Source organism: Pararobbsia silviterrae, assembly GCF_003628125.1.
Lineage (GTDB): Bacteria > Pseudomonadota > Gammaproteobacteria > Burkholderiales > Burkholderiaceae > Pararobbsia > Pararobbsia silviterrae.
Genome location: NZ_RBZU01000014.1, coordinates 50,068 through 71,452 on the forward strand (window position 1 = coordinate 50,068; position 21,385 = coordinate 71,452).

At 66.2% G+C, this 21,385-nt stretch carries 17 protein-coding genes and 1 tRNA gene; 6 read left to right on the plus strand and 12 right to left on the minus strand.

Annotation, left to right across the window (positions count from 1 at the left end; translation table 11 throughout):
* Positions 1-121 precede the first annotated feature (121 nt).
* The 8 genes from D7S86_RS24015 to D7S86_RS24055 form a co-directional block, all read right to left on the minus strand.
* Positions 122-214: transfer RNA gene (locus D7S86_RS24015), tRNA-Sec, on the minus strand.
* 5 nt (positions 215-219) lie between these two features.
* Entirely contained in the window at positions 220-2,172 is a 1,953-nt protein-coding gene (gene selB, locus D7S86_RS24020) for a selenocysteine-specific translation elongation factor (RefSeq protein ID WP_121090167.1), read from the minus strand.
* The gene (selA, locus tag D7S86_RS24025; protein WP_121090169.1) at positions 2,169-3,626 is read right to left on the minus strand and encodes an L-seryl-tRNA(Sec) selenium transferase; all 1,458 of its coding nucleotides are present in this window, start codon (positions 3,624-3,626) and stop codon (positions 2,169-2,171) included. Before selA ends, selB begins: the two co-directional genes overlap by 4 nt.
* Positions 3,623-4,759 (minus strand): formate dehydrogenase accessory protein FdhE, encoded by a 1,137-nt coding sequence (locus tag D7S86_RS24030; protein ID WP_121090171.1) that lies wholly within the window; start codon positions 4,757-4,759, stop codon positions 3,623-3,625. The genes selA and D7S86_RS24030 overlap by 4 nt, the downstream gene beginning before the upstream one ends.
* A gap of 230 nt (positions 4,760-4,989) precedes the next feature.
* Complete coding sequence (locus D7S86_RS24035) at positions 4,990-5,727, minus strand: formate dehydrogenase subunit gamma (protein ID WP_121090173.1); 738 nt, start codon at positions 5,725-5,727, stop codon at positions 4,990-4,992.
* Positions 5,720-6,679: a formate dehydrogenase subunit beta gene (gene fdxH, locus D7S86_RS24040; protein ID WP_121090175.1), complete on the minus strand. Its 960-nt coding sequence runs from the start codon at positions 6,677-6,679 to the stop codon at positions 5,720-5,722. The genes D7S86_RS24035 and fdxH overlap by 8 nt, the downstream gene beginning before the upstream one ends.
* 11 nt (positions 6,680-6,690) lie before the next feature.
* Complete coding sequence (fdnG, locus tag D7S86_RS24045) at positions 6,691-9,762, minus strand: formate dehydrogenase-N subunit alpha (protein ID WP_147432451.1); 3,072 nt, start codon at positions 9,760-9,762, stop codon at positions 6,691-6,693.
* A gap of 155 nt (positions 9,763-9,917) precedes the next feature.
* The gene (locus D7S86_RS24055) at positions 9,918-10,400 is read right to left on the minus strand and encodes an Lrp/AsnC family transcriptional regulator (RefSeq protein WP_121090182.1); all 483 of its coding nucleotides are present in this window, start codon (positions 10,398-10,400) and stop codon (positions 9,918-9,920) included.
* A 229-nt stretch (positions 10,401-10,629) separates the two neighbouring features.
* On the opposite strand from D7S86_RS24055, the gene D7S86_RS24060 reads away from it, so the two are divergent.
* Entirely contained in the window at positions 10,630-11,259 is a 630-nt protein-coding gene (locus tag D7S86_RS24060) for a LysE family translocator (RefSeq protein ID WP_121090369.1), read from the plus strand.
* Between the two features lie 115 nt (positions 11,260-11,374).
* Here D7S86_RS24060 and D7S86_RS29275 read toward each other — a convergent pair whose 3' ends face one another.
* Positions 11,375-11,836, minus strand: coding sequence for a TonB family protein (locus D7S86_RS29275; RefSeq protein WP_147432452.1), 462 nt, complete (start codon positions 11,834-11,836; stop codon positions 11,375-11,377).
* Here D7S86_RS29275 and D7S86_RS29280 point away from each other — a divergent pair.
* Positions 11,835-12,152, plus strand: coding sequence for a hypothetical protein (locus D7S86_RS29280; protein ID WP_147432453.1), 318 nt, complete (start codon positions 11,835-11,837; stop codon positions 12,150-12,152). The two genes, D7S86_RS29275 and D7S86_RS29280, sit on opposite strands and share 2 nt — an antisense overlap.
* Before the next feature lie 183 nt (positions 12,153-12,335).
* Here the strand turns inward: D7S86_RS29280 and D7S86_RS24070 are convergent, their stop codons facing one another.
* From D7S86_RS24070 to D7S86_RS24080, 3 genes are read right to left on the minus strand one after another with little or no spacing between them, the layout of a single operon-like run.
* On the minus strand, positions 12,336-12,737 hold the full coding sequence (locus tag D7S86_RS24070) for an ExbD/TolR family protein (protein ID WP_121090186.1): 402 nt from the start codon (positions 12,735-12,737) through the stop codon (positions 12,336-12,338).
* On the minus strand, positions 12,734-13,579 hold the full coding sequence (locus tag D7S86_RS29855; protein WP_121090188.1) for a MotA/TolQ/ExbB proton channel family protein: 846 nt from the start codon (positions 13,577-13,579) through the stop codon (positions 12,734-12,736). Before D7S86_RS29855 ends, D7S86_RS24070 begins: the two co-directional genes overlap by 4 nt.
* 22 nt (positions 13,580-13,601) lie before the next feature.
* The gene (locus tag D7S86_RS24080) at positions 13,602-15,848 is read right to left on the minus strand and encodes a TonB-dependent receptor (protein WP_121090190.1); all 2,247 of its coding nucleotides are present in this window, start codon (positions 15,846-15,848) and stop codon (positions 13,602-13,604) included.
* 514 nt (positions 15,849-16,362) lie between these two features.
* Here D7S86_RS24080 and D7S86_RS24085 point away from each other — a divergent pair.
* From D7S86_RS24085 to D7S86_RS24105, 4 genes are all read left to right on the plus strand, one after another.
* The gene (locus D7S86_RS24085; protein ID WP_121090371.1) at positions 16,363-16,893 is read left to right on the plus strand and encodes a MaoC family dehydratase; all 531 of its coding nucleotides are present in this window, start codon (positions 16,363-16,365) and stop codon (positions 16,891-16,893) included.
* Between the two features lie 682 nt (positions 16,894-17,575).
* A complete protein-coding gene (locus D7S86_RS24095) occupies positions 17,576-18,529 on the plus strand; it encodes a sugar ABC transporter substrate-binding protein (RefSeq protein WP_121090193.1) in 954 nt (317 codons plus the stop codon).
* Between the two features lie 251 nt (positions 18,530-18,780).
* Positions 18,781-20,352 (plus strand): sugar ABC transporter ATP-binding protein, encoded by a 1,572-nt coding sequence (locus D7S86_RS24100; protein WP_121090195.1) that lies wholly within the window; start codon positions 18,781-18,783, stop codon positions 20,350-20,352.
* A complete protein-coding gene (locus D7S86_RS24105; protein WP_121090197.1) occupies positions 20,349-21,359 on the plus strand; it encodes an ABC transporter permease in 1,011 nt (336 codons plus the stop codon). Before D7S86_RS24100 ends, D7S86_RS24105 begins: the two co-directional genes overlap by 4 nt.
* The last annotated feature ends 26 nt before the right edge of the window (positions 21,360-21,385 follow it).

The following is a 21,385-nucleotide window of genomic DNA, read 5'->3' on the forward strand; positions in this document are numbered from 1 at the left end:
GTAGGCGATCGATTGACGGAAGAGGGGGCTGCCCGATTCATGAATCGGGCAGCATGCCACGCCCCTTCATATGAAATCGCCCGCGATACGGACACGCGATCACGGGCCGGGAAGCCGAGGGCGGAAGGCAGCAGGAGTCGAACCTACCCGGGAGCGTCTGACGCCCCCCACTGGATTTGAAGTCCAGCCGCACCACCGGATGCGGATGCCTTCCGTGCGTCATGATCGAAACGACGGCTGCGCCGCCTGCGCGCGCTCCGGCTGCTCGAACGGATGTACGCCGCGGGGCGCGCGAATCCAGTGCGCATCGCGGTGAAAGCGAGTATAGCCAAGCCGGTCGAAGAACTCCAAAACCTGAATCGCGCGCTTGCGCCCGAGCCCCGTCGCATCGCGAAACGCCGCCGCGGTGACGCGGTCGCCGGGCGATGTCGCGACGCTGCGCGCGAGCGCGGCGAGTTCCGCGATGGCCGCCGGGTCATAGAACAGATCGCGCACGATCTGATGGAGTTCGGCGCGCTGCGCGAGCCGCTGCATGATCCGGCGCGCACGGTCCTCGCCTAGGCCGCTCGCCGTGCCGATCTCGCGCACCCACGGCGGATCGAAACGCCCCGCTCGCACGCGTGCAAGTACATCGTCGCCCTGCGTGCGTTCCGCGTCGTCGAGCGCCGGCACGTGATCGGGCAGATGCAGCCACGGGCCCGAGCGCCGGATGCCGCCGGCCTGCGCGAGGGCGTCGAGCAACGCGCGCCAGACGCCGTCGGGCCAGGTCTGCGCGACGATGCGCCGCAGCCGCGCGGCGTCCGGACCGATCTCATCGGGCGCGCGCGTATGGAATGCGCGCAGCGCCGCGAGCACGCGTTCCGCCAACGCGTCCCAATGTCCGCCGAGGATCAGCACGCGTTCGTCGGCGTCCGATACGAGACGCACACCCGGCGGCAGCGCGAGTCGCTCGACCGCTCGACCCGTCAAATGACTGGCGAGCCGGCTCGGCAATCCGAACGGCGACGCGTCGAGCAGCGGTTCGATCCGTTGCGCGTCGAGCCACGCGGCTATCGCGTCGAGCCAGACGCGTCGTTGCGCGCCGCGCCGCTTGCGCGCGGGGCCGAACGGATCGAGTACCCGCCCGCCGCCGATCGTCGCGCTCGCCTGCGCGTTGCGAATCACGAAGCGCATGCCGGGCACGACGCAGACGGGCGTCTCGAACACGAGTTGCGCGCGCGCCGTCTTGCCCGGTGCAAGCGGCGCATCGTCAAGCAGCGCGACGTGCGCGAGCGCATGCAAGGTGCCGATATGCACGTGCACGGGACTCCAGTGCGTGAGCGGCGACGCCGCGTCGCCGAGCAACGACAGATCCGTATCGACCCGCGCGGACAACGCCGCGAGCCGATCGTCGACCATCGCATCGCCGCGGCGCATCCGATCCTTGTCGATCGATGCGAGATTGAGCGCGCAGCGTTGGCCCGCGTGCCCATGTTCGGCAGCGCGGTTCTGCGCATGGATGCCGCGCACGCGGACCGCGGCGCCGTCGGGCACGAGGCGAAGTGTGTCGCCGACGCGCACGGATCCCGAGAACACGGTGCCCGTCACGATCGTGCCGTGCCCGGCGAGCGTGAAGACGCGATCGATCGCGAGCCGGAACAAGGCATCGTCGCGCCGCGCCCGCGACTCGGTCGCCCGCGCGCGTAGCGCGCGATCGAGCGCGGCGACACCCGGATCGCCGGGCGCCGTCGCCTGAACCGCGAACACGGGCGCATGCGCGAACGGCGTCGGCGCCAGCAGCGCCGCAATCTCGTGCCGGACCGCGTCGCATCGCGCGTCGTCGACGCGATCGATCTTCGTCAGCGCGACAAAGCCTTGCGTGACGCCGAGCAGTTCGAGAATCGCCAGATGCTCGCGCGTCTGCGGCATGACCCCGTCGTCGGCCGCCACGACGATCAACGCATGGTCGATGCCGCATGCGCCCGCGGCCATCGTATGGATAAAGCGTTCGTGCCCGGGCACGTCGATAAAGCCGAGCACGTCGCCGTTTTCGAGCGGCGCATACGCGTATCCGAGCTCGATCGAAATGCCGCGCGCCTTTTCTTCCTTGAGCCGGTCCGTATCGACGCCGGTCAGCGCGCGCACGAGCGTGGTTTTGCCGTGATCGATATGTCCCGCCGTGCCGACGATCATGACGATCGAAGCGCGCCCGCGAGCTGCGCGACAAAGACGGCTTCGTCGTCATGTTCGAGACACCGGAGATCGAGCCGCAACGCGTGATCGGCAAGGCGGCCGATCACGGGACGCGGCAGCGCGCGCAGCGCGCGTTCGAGCGCCAACAGCACACGTCCGCCGGGTTTCCCGTCCGCACGCCGCACGACGAGGCCCGCGCTCGGCAGGACATCGACGGGCAGCGCGCCGCTGCCGATCTGGCTCAACATCGGCTCGACCGCGACGGCGAACTCGGCGCCGGCCCATCGCGCGAGCACGGGCGCGAGACGTGCTGCCGCTTCATGCATCTGAGCGGGCGCGCGCGTCAACAGGCGCAAGGTCGTCAATTGCTCCGTCAGCGTCTCGGGATGGCGATAGAGCGCGAGCACGGGTTCGAGCGCCGCGAGCGTGAGCTTGCTCACGCGCAGCGCGCGTTTGAGCGGATGCTTCTTGATGCGCTGAATCAGATCGGCGCGACCCACGATGAGCCCGGCCTGGGGGCCGCCGAGCAATTTGTCGCCGCTGAACGTCACGATGTCCGCGCCGGCTTCGACGGTTTGTCTGACCGTGGTTTCATGCGGCAGGCCGTATTGCGCGAGTTCGACGAACGAGCCGCTGCCGAGATCGACGGCAACGGGCAGGTTGTGCGTGCGCGCGAGCGTCGCGAGCGCATCCAGTTCGACTGCATGCGTGAAGCCCTCGATCGCGTAATTGCTCGCGTGGACTTTCATGAGCATCGCCGTGCGCGGTCCGATCGCGTTCGCGTAGTCATGAAGATGCGTGCGATTGGTCGTGCCGACTTCGTGCAGTTTCGCACCGGCGCGCGCCATGATGTCGGGAATCCGGAACGCGCCGCCGATCTCGACGAGCTCGCCGCGCGAGACGATGACCTCCTTGCGCGGCGCGAGCGCGGCGAGCACGAGAAGCACGGCCGCGGCATTGTTGTTGACGACGGTCGCGGCTTCGGCCCCCGTGAGCTCGCGCAGCAGCGGCGCGACGAGATCGTCGCGATCGCCGCGCGCGCCCGAGGCGAGATCGAATTCGAGGTTCGCGGGCCGTGTCATCGCTTCGACGACCGCACGGATCGCCGACTCGGGCAGCAAGGCGCGGCCGAGATTCGTATGCAGGACCGTGCCGGTCAGATTGAATACGGTCCGCAAGCGCGGCGCGGCGTCGGCTTCGAGGCGTTCGAGCGTTTGCGCCGCGAGCGTATCGGCGTCGAGCCGCGGGGCGAGGTCGTCGTTGGCCCGCGCGCGCTGCGCGGCCTCGTTGCGCAACGCCTGACGATGCGTGTCGAGCAGCGCGCGCAGCGTGTCGAGCGTGCGGTGGCGGCCGTACCGCGCGATCGCGGGGGCAAACGCGTCCGATGCGAGCAGGCGTTCGATCGAAGGGATGCGCGCGAGCGCGCCACGGTCCGTGCCGCCGTCTTCACTCATGTGTCGGGCACATCCGGCTCGTTCGGCGCATTCCGCGCGCCGGATGCGTCAGATACGTCGGGTACGTCAGACGCGGCAGGCCACAGAAACGGATGCGGATACGCACGCGTGTAGCCGGCCTCGTTCATGAGCAGATCGAGCCCGATGCTTGCGAGATCGTCGGCGAACGGTTCGGCGTCGAGCAGCGTGGCCTGCGCAAAGATCTTGACGTAGTGGCGGCACGCATCGCACGACTCGGCGCGTGTGCCCGGTACGCGTCCCGGCGCGGCCGGGCGCGCGCCGGCATCGACGGCGCGCGGCGTTGCGCTGTCGTCGTTTTCATCAACGCTGTAGTAGGCGATGCCCTTGGTCGAGTCGCAATACGCGCACTTGACGCGCACGAGATGGAACTCGGTCGCGCAGAGGCCGCACTGCAGATAGCGATAGCCATCGTGCGCGCCGCCGATGCGCACGATGCTCGCGACGGGCGGCGACCCGCATGTCGGACAGAGACCCGGCGTGTCGAGATAGGGCAGTTCGGACGTATCGAGCGCGCACGCATACTGCGTCCACGCGATTTCGAGCGCCGCATGGATGAACGGCGCGAGCGCGATGTCGACCCGCGCGAGATCGTGTTCGAGCACGGCGGCCGCGAGCCGGTCGAGATCGTCGGGCGTCATCGCGTCGAGTCGGGCGAGGATCGTCTCGACCGCGTGTGTGCCGTCCGCGGCCGATGTGTCGCGCGATATGTCGTGCGATACGTTGTGCGATACGTCGTGCGGTATGTCGCGCGATACGTCGGCCCGAAGCGCGTCGCGCAGACACACGCTCAGCGCACGCAGGATGTCGCGCCATGCCGGATCGAGCGTCGCCCCGGCGGCGGGCCGCACCGGCATGCCGTTGCGCTGCGCGAGCGCGAGCGCGAGCGCGGCGCGGTCGATCGACGCGGGCGGCAGGGCGCCGAGGACCGTGTGCTGGGCATCGGCGACCGAGGCCATGAGGCGCAGATAGCCGCCGATCGCGCTCTCGTGCGCGAGCGCGCGAAGCCGCTGCGCGCGCGCGGAAAAGATCGTCGCGCGCGCCGGCAGTCTGATCCGCGGCAGCGCGGACGCGTCGAGCGTCGCGATCTCGCCAGGTTCGAGGATTCTTGGCATGGGTGTCGATGTCGTGGACAGTCGAGGGGGCCGGCATGCACATCGGTACGCGCGCTGATTTCAGCGACGGCGAGGCCGCCCGTGCCGCGTGACCGAGCGCCATCGCTGAAAACCGCGCGGTCTGCTGCACTCTACGTCAAGACGTCGGGGTTTGCCATCCGGGGACGAGCGGTGCCGGCGCGCCGGCGGGGCCCCCGTCTTCGGCCGAAAACCGCGCCTCAGTCCGCGCCTCAGTCCGCGCGCCGGTCCGAATGGATCACTTCGCGAAACCAGCGCGGATGATGCTTGCGCGCCCAGCCGAGCGTCACCGTGCCGCGCACCATGGCCCCAATCGAGCCTTTGATCCAGAGCGCCGCGTAGATATGAACGATGATCCCCATGATCAGCACGAACGCGGCGAATGCATGCACGACGGCGGCGATCCGGATCACGTCGATCGGGAAATAGAACGCGAAATAGCGCCGCCAGATCACCACGCCGCTGACGAGCAGCAACAGCAGGCACACGACCATCGCGACGAACAGCAGCTTTTGCCCCGCGTTGTAGCGGCCGATTTCAGGCAGCGTCTCCTCGCGGTTCGCGAGCACGTCGCCGATCTGGCGCAGCCATTGCCAATCCTCGCGTTGCATGAGGTTGTGGTGCCAGAAGCGCAGCGCGAGGACCGCGAACGACACGAACATCACGATGCCGATGAACGGATGCAGGATCCGCATCCATTGGCCGCCGCCGAACAGCGCCGAGAGCCAGAACATCGCCGGATGGAACATCGCGAGCCCGGATAGCGCGAGCAGGATAAAGCTGATCGCCGTGATCCAGTGGTTCGTCCGATCGTTGGGCGTGTAGCGCACGATCAGGTCCTCGCCGTCGAGCGCGGCGCCGGGCAGGATCGAATCGTCCTCGATGCGCGTGCGCGCGCCGTGCGGCGCGTGGGTAGGGCGGGCGCCGGGCGTCGTCAGGGGATCAGGCATCGTAAGACTCCTCGCCGAGGCCGGCATCGCGGCGTCGTTCGTCTGCGGCCGCGCGGATACGCGATGCTTCCTCGCGCGCGGCGAGTTCATCGTCGTCCGTGACTTCGTTCGGGCCGATGCGCGTGTAGTGGAAGAAACCGCCGAGCGCGGCGAGCGCGAGGCCCGCGAGCGCGATCGGTTTCGCGACGCCTTTCCAGAGGCGCACCATCGGACTGATCCGCGGGCGGTCGGGCAGGCCGTGATAGAGACTCGGCTGGTCCGCATGATGGAGCACGTACATGACATGCGTGCCGCCGACGCCGGCCGGGTCGTAAAGCCCCGCGTGGTCGAAGCCGCGTTCCTTGAGATCGACGACGCGCTCGGCGGCCTGCTGTTTCATGTCCTCCTTCGTGCCGAACATGATCGCGCCCGTGGGGCAGGTCTTCACGCATGCGGGTTCCTGGCCGACCGCGACGCGGTCCGAACACAGCGTGCATTTATAGACGCGGTGATCCTTCTTCGAGAGGCGCGGGACATTGAACGGGCAGCCCGCGATACAGTAACCGCAACCGATACAGTTCTCTTCGTGGAAATCGACGATGCCGTTCGTGTACTGGATGATCGCGCCCGGCGACGGGCACGCCTTCAGACAGCCGGGATCTTCGCAATGCATGCAGCCGTCCTTGCGGATCAGCCATTCGAGATCGCCTTTCGGATTCTCGTATTCGGCAAAGCGCATGACGGTCCACGAGTGCTCGCTGAGGTCGCGCGGATTGTCGTAGATGCCGGTCGTCGTGCCGATCTCGTCGCGCAGATCGTTCCATTCCATGCAGGCGGTCTGGCACGCCTTGCAGCCGATGCACTTCGAGACGTCGATGAGCTTCGCGACGGTGCCCGTGGCGGGTTCGCGGATCTGCGTCTCGGGCACCGTCGTGGCCGACATGCGTTTGACATCGAGCGATTGCAACGCCATGGCGGTCTCCTTCAGGCCTTTTCGACTTTGACGAGGAACGACTTGAACTCGGGCGTCTGCGTGTTCGCGTCGCCGACCGCGGGCGTCAGCGTATTCGCGAGATAGCCCGGCCGCGTCAGTCCCTTGAACCCCCAATGCAGCGGAATGCCGACGGTCTGCACTTTCTTGCCCTCGATCATCAGCGGCTTGATCCGTTTGGTCACGACCGCGACCGCGACGATATGTCCGCGGCTCGATGACACTTTGACGCGATCGCCCGCGACCACACCGACCTCGCGGGCCAGATCCTCGCCGATCTCGACGAACTGCTCGGGCTGCACGATCGCGTTGAGGCGCGCGTGCTTGGTCCAGTAGTGGAAGTGCTCGGTGAGCCGATACGTCGTCGCCGTGTGCGGATAGTCGGGCGACTTGCCGAGACCGGCTTTGTCGGCCGGGAAGATCCGCGCTGCGGGGTTGTTCGTCGCAAGCGGATTGTGCGGATGCATCGGGTTATAGCCGAGCGGCGTTTCGAACGGCTCGTAATGTTCGGGGAACGGGCCCTCGGCCATGCCGTCGCGCGCGAAGAAACGCGCGACGCCCTCCGCGTTCATGATGAACGGGCCCATGCCGTTTTCGGGCGGCTCGTCGGCCTTGTAGTCGGGGATGTCGGAGCCGGTCCACCCCTTGCCGTTCCAGGCGATGAGCGCGCGCCGCGCGTCGAACGGCTTGCCGCTCGGATCGCACGACGCGCGGTTGTACAGCACGCGCCGGTTCGCGGGCCAGGCCCAGGCCCAGTTCAAGGTCTGTCCGATGCCGGTCGGATCGCTGTTGTCGCGCCGGCCCATCTGATTGCCCTCGGGGGTCCACGCGCCGCAGAAGATCCAGCATCCGCTCGCGGTCGAACCGTCGTCCTTGAGCTGGGCGAACGCCGAGAGCTGCGTGCCCGCCTTGACGAGCACCTTCGACGGATCCTTCGGATCGGTCAGGTCTTCGAGGGCCTTGCCGTTGTATTCCATCGCGAGTTCCTCGGGCGTCGGGCTCAAGGGGTTCGCGTACGGCCAGGTCAGATTCACGATCGGGTCGGGGTAGGCGCCGCCGTCCTTCTGATACAGCGTGCGCATGCGCGTGAAGATCTCGGCCATGATCTCGAGATCGCTGCGCGATTCGCCGGGGCCGTCCGCGCCTTGCCAGTGCCATTGGAGCACGCGGCTCGAACTCACGAGCGAGCCGAATTCCTCGGCGAAGCACGTGGTCGGCAAGCGGAACACTTCAGTCTGGATATCGGCGCTGCGCACGTCGTTGTATTCGCCGTAGTTCTTCCAGAACTCGGACGTCTCGGTCGCGAGCGGATCCATGACGACGAGCCACTTGAGCTTCGCGAGCGCGCGGATGTTCTTGCCCTTGTTCGCGACGGCCGCGAGCGGGTTGAAGCCCTGCGCGAGATAGCCGTTCATCTTGCCCTCGAGCATGAGCTCCATCGCATAGAGCACGTCGTAGAGCTTGTCGTACTTCGGCAGGTAATCGTAGGCCCAGTTGTTGTCGGCGCTCGCGTGATCGCCCCACCAGCTCTTCATCATGCTGACGAAGAAGGCCTTGTAGTTCTTCCAGTAGCTGAGCTGGTTCGGACGCTGCGGTTGCGGCGCGCGTTTCTTGATGTAGCCGTCGAAGTCCTGCTCGCCGTCGAGCGCGAGCGACATATAGCCGGGCAGCGAATTCGACAGCAGGCCGAGGTCGGTCAGGCCCTGGATGTTCGAGTGTCCGCGCAGCGCGTTCATGCCGCCGCCCGCGACGCCGATATTGCCGAGCAGCAACTGGACCATCGCACCCGTGCGCAACATCTGCGCGCCGACCGAGTGCTGCGTCCAGCCGAGCGCGTAGAGGATCGTCGAGGCGCGATCGGGCGTCGAGCAACTCGCGAGCGTTTCGCAGACGACGAGGAATTTCTCCTTCGGCGTGCCGCAGATCGATTCGACGACTTCGGGCGTATAGCGCGCGTAGTGCGCCTTCATGAGCTGATAGACGCACCGCGGGTCCTGCAAGGTCGGATCGACTTTCGCATAGCCGTCGTCGCCGATTTCATAGTTCCACGTGCTCTTGTCTGCGTACGTATGCTTGCTCCCGTCGTAGCCCGAGTAGAGGCCGTCGTTGAACGCGAAGTCCTCGCGCACGATGAAGCTCATGTCCGTGTAGTTGCGGACATAGTCGTGCTGGATCTTGTCGTTCGACAGCAGATAGTGGATCACGCCGCCGAGGAACGCGATGTCGGTCCCCGTGCGGATCGGCGCATAGAAATCGGCGACCGACGCCGTGCGCGTAAAACGCGGATCGACGACGATGAGCTTCGCCTTGCGGTGCGCTTTCGCCTCGACGACCCATTTGAACCCGCACGGGTGCGCTTCGGCGGAGTTGCCGCCCATCACGAGAATCACGTCGGCATTCTTGATGTCGACCCAGTGATTCGTCATCGCTCCACGGCCAAACGTCGGGGCAAGACCTGCCACCGTCGGGCCGTGTCAGACACGCGCCTGGTTGTCGAACGGCAGCATTCCCATGCTGCGGATGGCCTTGTGCGTCAGATAGCCGACTTCATTGCTGCTCGCGGAAGCCGCGAGCATGCCCGTGCTGAGCCAGCGGTTGACGGTCTGGCCGGCGTCGTTTTTCGCGATGAAATTCGCGTCTCGGTCGGCTTTCATCTTCTTTGCGATCCGATCGAGCGCGTCGTCCCAGGTGATGCGTTGCCAGGTGTCGGACCCCGGCGCCCGATATTCGGGGTAGAGCAGCCGGCTCGGACTATGGACGAAGTCGAGCAGACTCGCGCCTTTCGGACAGAGCGTGCCGCGATTGACCGGATGGTCGGGGTCGCCCTCGATATGCATGATGCTCGCCTTCGCGTTCTTCGCGTGGTCGCCGAGCCCGTACATGAGGATCCCGCAGCCGACGGAGCAGTACGGACACGTGTTACGCGTCTCCGTCATGCGCGCGAGTTTGTATTGCCTGACTTCCGCGAGCGCGGGCTCCGGTGAAAACCCCATCAAGGCGAGGCTCGAACCGGCCAGCGTGGTCGCGGACACTTTCAGGAACTGGCGTCGATTCATGGTCACCATGGTCGCGAAGCCTCGCTGAATGCGTCGGATCGGGAAACTGCGTGGATTCAGTATATGCATCGCGCACAAACTTTGCCGGGCGGAACTGCGTGGCCGCCGCGCGGACCGCGCCGCCACGGACTGAAACGACCGTTTGAGCCGCCCGAACCGCTTGGTCAGCGCGGCGTACGCGGTTTGCTGCGCCGCGGCGGCGCGCCGGATTCGGCCGGCTTGCGCACGGGGCGCGCGGGGATCGTCGTCGACATCACGATCGACGTACGGGTTTCACCGTAGAGATTGATCCGCGAGATCAGATGTTCGAGATGCTCGACGCTCGTCGCGACGACCTTCATGACATAGGAGTCCGCGCCGGTCACATGAAAGCATTCGAGCACTTCGGGAATGCCTTCGAGAAACTTCGTGAAGCGCGTTTTCGCCGGCTGCGCGACCGTGATGCCGATCAGCGCCGTCACGCCGTAGCCGGCCGCGCGCGGATCGACGCGCGCGACGACGCCGGCGATCACGCCGCTGTCTTCGAGCCGTCGCACGCGCTCGGTCACGGCCGGTACCGATAGGCCCACGTGCTTCGCAAGGGCCGTCAGCGTCGCGCGTCCGTCGAGCTGGAGCGCATCGACGAGTTGCCAATCGATCGTATCCATGGTGTCGGCTTTCGGTTTTTAAGGTTGATCGTACGTCATACCTTAAATGCCGCGTGTCCGGCAAGTTTCGGATTCTTTACGATGGCCGGATGTCCCGGCAGTGTCGCCCCGCGATTCGCGCGTGCGTGCGTCTGTGCGTTTTGATGCGATGTCCGATGCGTGAGCCTCGCGTGTGGCGGCGGCGCGCGGCCGCGACGGGGAAGTGGACGTCTACCCGAGTGAGGATCGAATGCTTTTTATGAACGCCTGGACCATCGGGTTTTGCATCGCGGCGCCGGTCGGGCCGATCGGCATGCTTTGCATCGAACGCAGCCTGAGCGACGGATTCGAGCGCGGCTTGGCGACGGGTCTCGGCGCGGCATGCGCGGATGCGGTCTACGGGCTGCTCGGCGCGGTCGGCGTCGCCGGCATCGTGACGGGTTTTCCGGCCGTGACGCGGGTTTTGCAAATCGGCGGCGGTCTGTTCCTGCTCTGGCTCGCGGCGGCGATGTTCCGCACGCGCGCACGTGCGGGCATCTCGCGTGGCGCGACCGTCAGCGTACGCCGCGCGTTCGCGACGACGTTTGCGCTGACCCTCTCGAATCCGACGACGATTCTATCGTTCGTCGCGATGTTCGCTGCGCTCGGCTCGAGTGTCGCGGCATCGGACGGCGGCCCGTGGCGCGCCACGGCGCTGATGGTCGCGGGGGTGTTCACGGGATCGGCATGCTGGTGGCTTGCATTGAGCGGCGTGAGCGCGCATCTCGGCGCGCGGATGCCCGACCGATGGCTTGCGCGTGTTGCGCAGGTCTCGGCCTGCGTGATCGCCGCGATGGGGTGCGTGCAGGTCGTGTCGGGCCTCCGGCACGGGTTGGCTTGATCCGAGCGCGCGTGATCGTGTGTCGACCGGTTCGATCGATCGAGGCGGCGCGGCGAAGCGACCGTGCGATCTGTGCACGTGTTGGCGCACGCATCGACACCTCTCAGCGCACGTGTCAGCGCACGTTGAAGTGCACGCGGAGATCGAGGGTCGTTTCGACCGCATGGCCGTCTTCGGTCGCGGCGGCAAAGCGCCATTGACGCAGGCTCGCGAGCAACAAGCGATTCAAGGTCGGATTCGGCGTCGGCTCGACGAGCGTGACGTCGCAACGGCCATCCGGGTGAACGGTGAAGCGCGCGACCGCGACAGCGCTGAAGGCGTCTTCGCGCGCGTCGTCGGGTACGTCGGGGAGCGGTGAATAGAGCGCGTGCGCGGTCGTGCCGCGCGGTCCGGCATCGGAGGGTGCCGTCGGCGATGCGCGGGATTCCGACGAGGCTTGCGGGCGGCTGGCGTCGGGGTTCGATGCATGGGTCGCGTTCGGTTCATTCGGCGCATTCGGGGCACTCGGCGCGTCGCTTGTCGGTTTGGCAGGGGCAGCGCCCGGCGTAACGGGCGAGGGCGAAGTCGCGGGAGGCATGTCGGCGGTCGAGGGCGGCGGCGTCGCCCGCGTCGCCCGCGTCGTGTGCGAGGGCGCGTCGACGGCATGCGCGGCGGTCATCGGCACGCGGGTTTTCGGGCCGGTCGTCGGGGGCGAAAGAGGCTTCGACATGGATGTCGCCGTTGCTGTCGCGGTCGCCATGGACGTAGGCGCGGATGTGGCGGTGTGCGTCGGCATCGGTGCAGCGGCCGGAAGACGTGGCGTTGTGCGTGCGGGATCCGGCGGCGCCGTATCGATCGCGACTGGCGGTGTGACGACGATATTGAGCGGCACGCTCACATCGTGCTCGGCCTGATCGTGGCGGGATAGCCCGAGCACACGAAGCAGCCCGGCGAGCAGCGCGAGCCAGACGATCGCGCCGAGGGTCGCGGCGACCGGGGCGCTGAGGTGTGCGTCGACGCGTGTGCCTCTCGCCGCCGACGGAGAACGCGCGCCGCGCGTCGGCGCACCGTGTGCGCTCCCGTTGCCGCCGTCGCGATCATTGCGCATGCCGGATCACGATCGACAGCGAGCGCGCGCCTGCGTGTTGCGCTTCGAGCATCGCGCGCGTGACGGTGCCTTGCGTGGCCTTGTCGTCGGCCGCGACGACCAGCGTGCCGTCGCGATGCAGGCGGGCCCGCACGGCGGGGCCGACTTCGGCCAGCGTCACGCGTTGGCCCGCGACCTCGATCCGATCGTTTCGATCGATGCTCAGCGTCAACGGCGCGGCGCTGTTGAACGCGGAAGCCGTGCCGTCGGGCAGGGCGATCGAGAGTGCGTCGAGCCGTTGCATCGAGAGCGACGTCAACAGATACGACGCGAGCAGAAAGAACATCACGTCGATCATCGGGATGATTTCGATGCGGCCGCGACGCGAACGGCGAGCGCGTTTGAGCTTCATGACGTGTGTCGCGCCGACGTATGCGCGGCGGTGGATGCGGCAGTAGCCGGCGCATGGATTTGCGCGTGTGCCGACGCTGCCCTTGTCGTTGCCGCACCCGCACCCGCACCCGCACCCGCACCCGCACCCGCACCCGCACCCGCACCCGCACCCGCACCCGCACCCGCCGCACCCGCATCCACGGTCCGCGTATCGCGCATGTACCGCAGCGTCGCGAGCCATTGCGTGCCGAACGCCTGCAGATCGTCGAGCGTTGCGTCGACGCGTTGCGTCAGCGCGTTGAAGGCGATCAGCGACACCACGGCGATCACGAGGCCGATCGCGGTCGCGATCAATGCCTGCGCGACGCCGCCGCTGACGCCCGAAGGATTCACGAGCCCCTGGGCGCCGATCAGGTGGAACGCATCCATCATGCCCGTCACGGTGCCGAACAGGCCGACGAGCGGTGCGGTCGTGACGATCGTATCGAGCAGCCAGAGTCCGCGATTCAACGACTTTTCGATGCGTGGCGCGCGCGCTTCGAGCTGGGCCTCGATCCACCAGAGCGGCGCGTGGTCGAGCACGTCATGCGCGACGACGGGGGCCATCCATCGATGAATCACGTGGCGACGCGGCATCGCCGCGAGCGCGGACGTGAGCCGGTGCCGGAATGCGTCGGATGCTTGCGTCGAGGCGTCGCCCGAATGCAAGGGTTCGAACTGCGCAATCGGCGAAGCCATAAGCCGCAGCGCGACGATGCGCTCGGCAATCAACGCGAACGCGACGCCGCCGAGCAGCGCGAGCGGCACGAGAATCCAGCCGACGGTTCCGGCGGCGACGATCAGTGACTGAGGCGATAACATATCGATCGATTTCCGTCAGATATCAGAACGACTTCGACAGACCCGCGTAAAACGCGCGTTGAGGTCCGTACTGGGGCGCCTCGACGCCGATGCCCGACCCGTCGCGCAACTCATAGACGCGATTGAACAGATTGATGACGGCGAGGCGGATCGTCACGGGGCCGACATACGGCTCGTTGAACTGTTGGATCACACCGAGATTGACTTGCGTGTAGAACGGCAGATGGTCCGTGTTCGCGAACCCCGAGCGCAGACCGCTGCCGAACAGCAGATCGCTCGTGAAGGTCGTGTGATTCCATCGATATCGCGCGCCGGCCGACCCCGTGAACATCTGGTCGTGATCGAGATTGATCCAGTTATTCGCCGCGTAGGCGAGCGTGGCCGCGTCGATATTGAATTGCGCGCTTTCGATATCGGTGCCCTGGGCGTGGCTGTACGTGAGGTTCACATAGGCCGAGAACGGATCGTCGTGGTAATTCGCCGTCAATTCGGCGCCCATGACGCGTCCGCGCGCGTAATTGAACGGCGTATAGATCAACGCGGTGCCGAATTGGCCTTCATCGAGCAGGTCGGTGACGATCTTGTAGTACGCATCGAGTCCGACGCTCAGATGCGGGCCGAATTGCTGCGTGACGCCGAGATCGAACGTATGCGACCGCTCGGGTTTGACGGCGTCGTTGAGCGTGTTCGGCTGCTGATTCGTCGTGCCCTCGAACTGCGCGATCGTGCCCGAGTTCACGAGTTCGAACGCGGGCGGCGTGAAGTAGCGCGCATAGCCCGCATGGAGGATCGTCGTCGGCGTGAGGTCGAACACGAGGCCGAGACGCGGACTCAACTGGCTCGCCGACACATATTCGTCCATGCGGTCGTAGCGCAGACCGTAGTTGATCGTCAGCCGCTCGACGGGCTTCCATTCGTCCTGCACGTAGAGGCTGTAGAGATGGCCGGTCTGACCGCTTTCGTTCTGAATCGAGAACGGGACGTCGCTGGTCTGATTGCCCGCGCTGTCGGCCGGAAATACGGAGACCGCATCGCGGAACGTCGCATGTTCCTGTTCGACATATCCGCCGAAGCGCAGCGTATGCGTCGGCGTGAGCCGATAGGTGAGGTCGGTCTGCGCGCCGGTCGCGACATTGTTGTGATAGTCCTGCGAGGCGACGCCGTTGAAGATCAGATCGCCGATCGGGTCGGGATTGAATTGCGTGCGCGTATAGCGCGTGAACAGCGCGATCTGGTAGTCGAGCGCATCGCCGTTCGTGCCCTGCAGCGAGACGGCGGCGAATTCGTTGAGTTCGTACTGGTTCTCGTCGAGATTCGCTGAATCGAAGTCCGGGTGTCCGGCCAGCGCGTATTGCGGCGTGAGCCCCGGCGTGTTCGGCAATTCGAAGTGCGCGGTGCTCGTGCCGAACATCAGGTTGACGCGCGTCAGCGGGTTCAGCAAGTACGACAGGTAACCGAAGCCCGACGCCTGGCGCGTGAAATCGTGGAGCGGCGAACCGTCGGAGGTCGGCGCTTCGATGCCGAGGTTGTTCTGATTCAGCGAACCCGTGAAGAAATAGGTCAGCGCGCCGCGCGTGCCGTAGACGGTCGCATCGTAATCGAGCGTGCCGTGACTTCCGCCGTAGACGCCGATATCGCCGCCGTCTCCGGCGCTCGCGCCCTTGGTCTGGATATCGACGACGCCGGCGGTCCGGTAGCCGTATTGCGCGGGCAGCGCGCCGGTCAGCAGGCTGACCGAATTCGCGATATGCGTGTCGATCGCTTGTCCGAAGCCGCTGATCGCTTCGGGAATCAGGATGCCGTCGATCCGGTACTGGAGATCGGCGTGATCGCCGCGCACATGGAGTTGGCCATACGAGTCCTGCACGACGCCCGGCGCCTGAAGCAGCACTTGATTCAACGAGGTGTTCTGCCCGGCGGGCATGGTGTCGATCGCTTGGGCGTCGATCGTGTAGACGCTGCTGCCGGTGTCCGGCGAGAGGCCGTTGCGCGCGCGATCGAGTTTCGTCGCGTTGATTTCGACGTCGAGGGGCGCGTTCGCCGTGTTCGCGACGCTCGCGGGACGGCCCGCGCTCGCGGCGTCCGCAGCGCTCTGCGTGTTTGCACCTGGGGCGGCCCAGCCATCGGGGCTCGCGGCGGGCGTGGCATTCGAGGTGTCGCCGGTCGCGGCGGTGATGGCGGGCGACTCGGCACGGGCGGCGGCCGCGGTCAGCGCGGACATCGAAACGAGCAGGGCAACGGCGCGGCGGACGGGATCGGGTGTGCGCATGATGGTGTTGAGGCGTCGTGGTCCACGACGCCTGATAGATTGTTATAACGTATCAAAACGGAGCGTTACTTTATAACAAAGAAAATCAAATGCAAGCGCGATGTGGATATGGCGGTCGACGAGGGGATGGGCGATCGCTCGGGCGAGGGTGGCGTCGCATCGCTCATTGATCGCGAACGATCGTGCATTTTTCAGGGGATCGTGCAATCCCGGAATGTCCGGTCCCGCCGCGCCTTGTCGCTGCCGCGCGATGCTGGCAAGGTGGGGTAGACGCGTCGGTGTCGGTATCGGAGTTGGTGTCGGTGTTGACGTTGACGTTGACGTTGACGTTGACGTTGACGTCGGCGTCAGGCGTCAGGCGTCAGGCGTCAGGCGTGCGGCGTTGAGTGTCCGCGTCGCACGGTGCCGCGCAGCGTCTTCGGCACGTTCGGACTGCGCGTCGGCCAGGTGGTGCGCATGGACGCGCGATGTCGACGCATCCCTTTTGCCGTCAACGTTGAACATGGAGAACGCCGTGCGCGAGATTGCTTTCGACGAGATTGCGTCGCTGGTCGGACAGGAGCTGGCCGTGACGGAGTGGCAGACCGTCACGCAGGAGCAGGTCGATCTGTTCGCGGATGCGACGGGCGATCATCAATGGATCCATGTCGACGTCGAGCGCGCGAAACGCGAGTCGCCGTTCGGCGGCCCGGTCGCGCACGGGTTTCTGACGCTTTCGCTCGTGCCGATGCTGCTCGGAAAGTCGGTGCGGATCGTCGGCGCGGTCATGGGCATCAATTACGGGCTCAATCGCGTGCGGTTCACGGCGCCGGTTCCGGTCGGCGCCCAGGTGCGGGGGCGCGTCGCGATTCAGTCGGTCGAACCCCTTGCCGCTTCGGATACGCTGACGCGCGGCCCCGGCTGGCAAATCGTCTGGAACGTCACGATCGAGTTGCAGGGCAATGCGCGCCCCGCGTGCGTCGCGGAGATGGTGTCGCGCAGTCTCGCGGCCCCGGCCGAACAGCCGGCTTCACCATCGACGGCATCATCGAGCGCCGGTCGCTAAAGCCGCGTCGAACGCCGGACAGGCGTCAAAGCGTGAAGCCCGATATCCGGGCCTTAGAACGCAATCGGACGGGGTCAAGGCGCGCGATGCTCATGCGTTCGGCGCGAAGCCCAAGGTCTGAGGTCCAAAGTCCGACGCGCACCGTGGTGTGCATGAGCGGCTCGGCACGTTCGCGTCTCGCTCGCGGGTGCCGTGTGCGCGAACATCCGTTGAAACCCTCCCGAAAGAGCGGGTTTATGTGCCCCGCGGCGGGCAGTCAGTACGCGGCAAGCCCCTCAAAACGGCTAGGGAAAACACCTAACGCCCCTGCATTGCAAGGCGTGATCCGAGGCCCCGCGGCGTGCGCGCTCGCCCTTTACGCCACGCCGCTCTCCAGGCGATCGAACGATCGACGCACGCGGTCGATCGCGCGGATTCGACGAAGGCTTCTGGTGCACCGCAAAACGTCGCGCGATTGACATCGCGGAGCGTTCGCAAGATCATCCAATTCGCAAACGTTTGCGATATTTTCGACACGATGTATTGCCGTTATACGGACGTATACGGCCGTTAACGTGCGCGATATCTATCGCATCACGGACAATGCAAGGCCGACACGAAGCCGAACCGGCCCGCGCGCGACTCACTGTCCTCACTGCCATGAGGCCGCCGCACCGTAGTTAACACACACAGGAGACGTTCCATGACGCACCTCATTCGCCGCCGTATTCTTGCCGCCGGTGTTGCTTTGGCCGCAGCCACGATGCTTCCCCTCGGCGCGCACGCGCAGGACCACAAGCCGAAGGTCGCACTGGTCATGAAATCGCTGGCCAACGAGTTCTTCCTCACGATGGAAGACGGCGCGAAGGACTATCAGAAGCAGCACTCGGCGGACTTCGATCTGATCAGCAACGGCATCAAGAACGAAACCGACACGAGCGCGCAAATCCGCATCGTCGAACAGATGATCGTCTCGAAGGTCGATGCGATCGTGATCGCGCCGGCCGATTCGAAGGCCATGGTGCCGGTCATCAAGAAGGCGATCGATGCGGGCATCATCGTCGTCAACATCGACAACCGTCTCGACCCGGACGTCGTCAAGTCGAAGGGCATCAACGTGCCGTTCGTCGGACCGGACAATCGCAAGGGCGCGAAGCTCGTCGGCGACTATCTCGCGAAGCAGCTGAAGGCGGGCGACGAAGTCGGCATCATCGAAGGCGTGTCGACGACGACCAACGCGCAGCAGCGCACGGCCGGCTTCAAGGACTCGATGACCGCGATCAACGCGAAGATCGATTCGGTGCAGTCGGGTGAATGGGAAATCGACAAGGGCAATGAAATCGCGTCGGCGATGCTCAACGAGTACCCGAACATCAAGGCGCTGCTGTGCGGCAACGACAATATGGCCGTCGGCGCCGTCTCGGCGGTTCGCGCCGCGGGCCGCGCGGGCAAGGTCCAGGTCGTCGGCTACGACAACATCGCCGCGATCAAGCCGATGCTCGCCGACGGCCGCGTCCTCGCGACGGCCGACCAGTTCGCCGCGAAGCAGGCCGTCTACGGCATCGACACGGCGCTCAAGGCCCTGCACGACCACAAGAAGCAAAGCGATCTGTCCGACATCGTCGAGACGCCGGTCGAACTCGTGACGAAGAAGTAAGCCCGCGCATCGGGTGGCCGGACGCCGCACGCGGGGTCCGGCCGATCTGATCGAAGCCGGTCGGCCGTCGGTCCCGCGGGATCGATGGCCCTGACGACCCGCAACGCAGTCAAGCGGGACGCAGTACGCGGCAAGCAGCAAGCAGCAAGCGGCGCAAGCAGCAAGCAGCGGCCTGGGGCGGACGCCGGCGATACGCGTGCCTCCCTGCACGCGGCCGCACGCACGACATCGGCAACAACGAAGGAGACGGCATGACTGGAGCAGCACACACGCCCGACGAACGGCCCGCGGCCACGCCCGTGCTGAGCGTCACCGGCATCGGCAAGACGTATGCCGAGCCGGTGCTGGCGGGTGTCGACCTCGAGCTGATTCCCGGTGAGGTTCTCGCGCTGACCGGCGAGAACGGCGCGGGCAAAAGCACGTTGTCGAAAATCATCGGCGGGCTCGTCACGCCGACCCACGGCACGATGACCTACCGCGGCCAGCCGTACGCGCCGACGAGCCGCACGGAGGCCGAAAGGCTCGGCGTGCGCATGGTCATGCAGGAACTCAATCTGCTGCCGACGCTGACGATCGCCGAGAACCTGTTTCTGAACCAGCTGCCGCGCATCAAGGGGCTCGGCTGGATCTCGCGTCGCACGCTGCGCGAAGACGCGCGCGTCGCGATGGCGCGCGTGGGGCTCGATACGCTCGATCCCGATACGCCCGTCGAGGCGCTCGGCATCGGCCATCAGCAGATGGTCGAGATCGCGCGCAATCTGATCGGCGACTGCCGCGTCCTGATTCTCGACGAACCGACGGCGATGCTCACCGGCCGCGAGGTCGACTTGCTGTTCGAGCAAGTCGAGCGGCTCAAGCGCGCGGGCGTCTCGATCATCTATATCTCTCACCGGCTCGAAGAACTCGCGCGGATCTCGAACCGGATCGCGGTGCTGCGCGACGGCAAGCTCGTCAGCGTGGGCCGCATGGCCGACTACACGACGGACCGTATCGTGACCCAGATGGTCGGCCGCGAGATCGGCGAGCAGATCGATCTCGGCGAGCGCGCGATCGGTGCGCCGATGTTCCGCGTCGACCATCTCACGCGCGGCACGGTCGTCCAGGACGTCTCGTTCGAAGTCCGCAGCGGCGAGATCTTCGGCATCAGCGGCCTGATCGGCGCGGGCCGCACGGAACTCATGCGCATGATCTTCGGCGCCGATCCGACCGACAGCGGCACCGTCTCGCTCGGCATTCCGCCGCAGCCGCTCAAGATCAAATCGCCCGTCGACGCGGTCGAGCAGGGCATCGCGCTGATCACCGAAGACCGCAAGGGCGAGGGCTTGCTGCTGACGCAATCGATTGGCGCCAACCTTTCGCTCGGCAACTTCGACGCGGTGTCGCGCCTGGGCGTCGTCGACGGCCAACGCGAAGAAGCGCTCTCGCATCGGCAGATCGGCGCGATGCGGATCCGTTCGTCGAGCTGGCAACAGCCGGTCGGCGAACTCTCGGGCGGTAACCAGCAGAAGGTCGTGATCGGCCGCTGGCTCGAACACGATTGCGACGTGATGCTCTTCGACGAGCCGACGCGCGGCATCGACGTCGGCGCGAAGTTCGATATCTATGCATTGCTCGGCGCGCAGGCGCGCAAGGGCAAGGCGATCGTGGTCGTATCGAGCGATCTGCGCGAACTCATGCTGATCTGCGACCGGATCGGCGTGATGTCGGCCGGCCGGCTCGTCCAGACTTTCAAGCGTGACGAATGGACGCAGGACAGCCTGCTGGCCGCCGCGTTCTCGGGCTACGCGAAGCGTGAAGAACTATTGAACAGAGATACACCATGACGACTTCCTCGAACAAGCCGGCCGACACGACGCCGCCCGCGCCGGCGCGCTCCGCCAACGCGGGCACGCGCATGGGGCTCAACAGCTATCTCGGCCTCGCGGGCGCACTGATCGCGATGATCGCGCTGTTCTCGGTGCTGAGCTCGCACTTCCTCACGTACGACACGTTCATCACGATCGCGAATCAGATTCCCGATCTCGTCGTCATGGCCGTCGGCATGACGTTCGTGCTGATCATCGCCGGCATCGACCTGTCGGTCGGCTCGGTGCTTGCGCTTGCCGCATCGGCCGTCAGCGTCGCGTCGCTCCAGTGGCATCTGAACCCGATCGTCTCGGGTCTGTTCGGACTTGTGGTCGCGGCGGTCGCGGGCACGCTGACGGGCGCCGTGACGGTCGCCTGGCGCATCCCGTCGTTCATCGTCTCGCTCGGCGTGCTCGAAATGGCGCGCGGCTTCGCGTATCAGCTCACGAACTCGCGCACGTCGTATATCGGCGACGCGTTCGACTGGCTCGCGAATCCGATCGCGGTCGGCATTTCGCCCGCGTTCGTGATCGCCGTCGTCGTCATGATCGTCGCGCAGCTCGTGCTCACGCGCACGGTGTTCGGCCGCTATCTGATCGGCATCGGCACGAACGAGGAAGCCGTGCGTCTCGCGGGTATCGATCCGCGGCCCTACAAGATCCTCGTGTTCGCGCTCATGGGCGCGTTCGCGGGACTCGCGGCGCTGTTCCAGATCTCGCGGCTCGAAGCGGCCGATCCGAATGCGGGGTCGGGCGCCGAGCTCCAGGTCATCGCGGCGGTCGTGATCGGCGGCACGAGTCTCATGGGCGGACGCGGTTCGGTGATCAGCACGTTCTTCGGCGTGCTCATCATCTCCGTGCTCGCGGCCGGGCTCGCGCAGATCGGCGCGAACGAGCCGACCAAGCGGATCATCACGGGCGCGGTCATCGTCGTGGCCGTCGTGCTCGATACGTATCGCAGCCATCGCGCGAAGCGCCGCGCCTGAACGCGTCGCGCCGGAGCCACCACCAG

What these genes read in the sequence shown, in the direction of transcription:
- D7S86_RS24060 (WP_121090369.1), top strand. Translation starts at nt 10,630, where the DNA reads ATGCTTTTTATGAACGCCTGGACCATCGGGTTTTGCATCGCGGCGCCG.
- D7S86_RS24055 (WP_121090182.1), bottom strand. Translation starts at nt 10,400, where the DNA reads ATGGATACGATCGATTGGCAACTCGTCGATGCGCTCCAGCTCGACGGA.
- D7S86_RS24095 (WP_121090193.1), top strand. Translation starts at nt 17,576, where the DNA reads ATGACGCACCTCATTCGCCGCCGTATTCTTGCCGCCGGTGTTGCTTTG.
- selB (WP_121090167.1), bottom strand. Translation starts at nt 2,172, where the DNA reads ATGATCGTCGGCACGGCGGGACATATCGATCACGGCAAAACCACGCTC.
- D7S86_RS29280 (WP_147432453.1), top strand. Translation starts at nt 11,835, where the DNA reads ATGTCGGCGGTCGAGGGCGGCGGCGTCGCCCGCGTCGCCCGCGTCGTG.
- fdxH (WP_121090175.1), bottom strand. Translation starts at nt 6,679, where the DNA reads ATGGCGTTGCAATCGCTCGATGTCAAACGCATGTCGGCCACGACGGTG.
- D7S86_RS24070 (WP_121090186.1), bottom strand. Translation starts at nt 12,737, where the DNA reads ATGAAGCTCAAACGCGCTCGCCGTTCGCGTCGCGGCCGCATCGAAATC.
- D7S86_RS24105 (WP_121090197.1), top strand. Translation starts at nt 20,349, where the DNA reads ATGACGACTTCCTCGAACAAGCCGGCCGACACGACGCCGCCCGCGCCG.
- D7S86_RS24035 (WP_121090173.1), bottom strand. Translation starts at nt 5,727, where the DNA reads ATGCCTGATCCCCTGACGACGCCCGGCGCCCGCCCTACCCACGCGCCG.
- D7S86_RS29275 (WP_147432452.1), bottom strand. Translation starts at nt 11,836, where the DNA reads ATGCCTCCCGCGACTTCGCCCTCGCCCGTTACGCCGGGCGCTGCCCCT.
- D7S86_RS24030 (WP_121090171.1), bottom strand. Translation starts at nt 4,759, where the DNA reads ATGCCAAGAATCCTCGAACCTGGCGAGATCGCGACGCTCGACGCGTCC.
- selA (WP_121090169.1), bottom strand. Translation starts at nt 3,626, where the DNA reads ATGAGTGAAGACGGCGGCACGGACCGTGGCGCGCTCGCGCGCATCCCT.
- D7S86_RS24100 (WP_121090195.1), top strand. Translation starts at nt 18,781, where the DNA reads ATGACTGGAGCAGCACACACGCCCGACGAACGGCCCGCGGCCACGCCC.
- D7S86_RS24080 (WP_121090190.1), bottom strand. Translation starts at nt 15,848, where the DNA reads ATGCGCACACCCGATCCCGTCCGCCGCGCCGTTGCCCTGCTCGTTTCG.
- D7S86_RS29855 (WP_121090188.1), bottom strand. Translation starts at nt 13,579, where the DNA reads ATGTTATCGCCTCAGTCACTGATCGTCGCCGCCGGAACCGTCGGCTGG.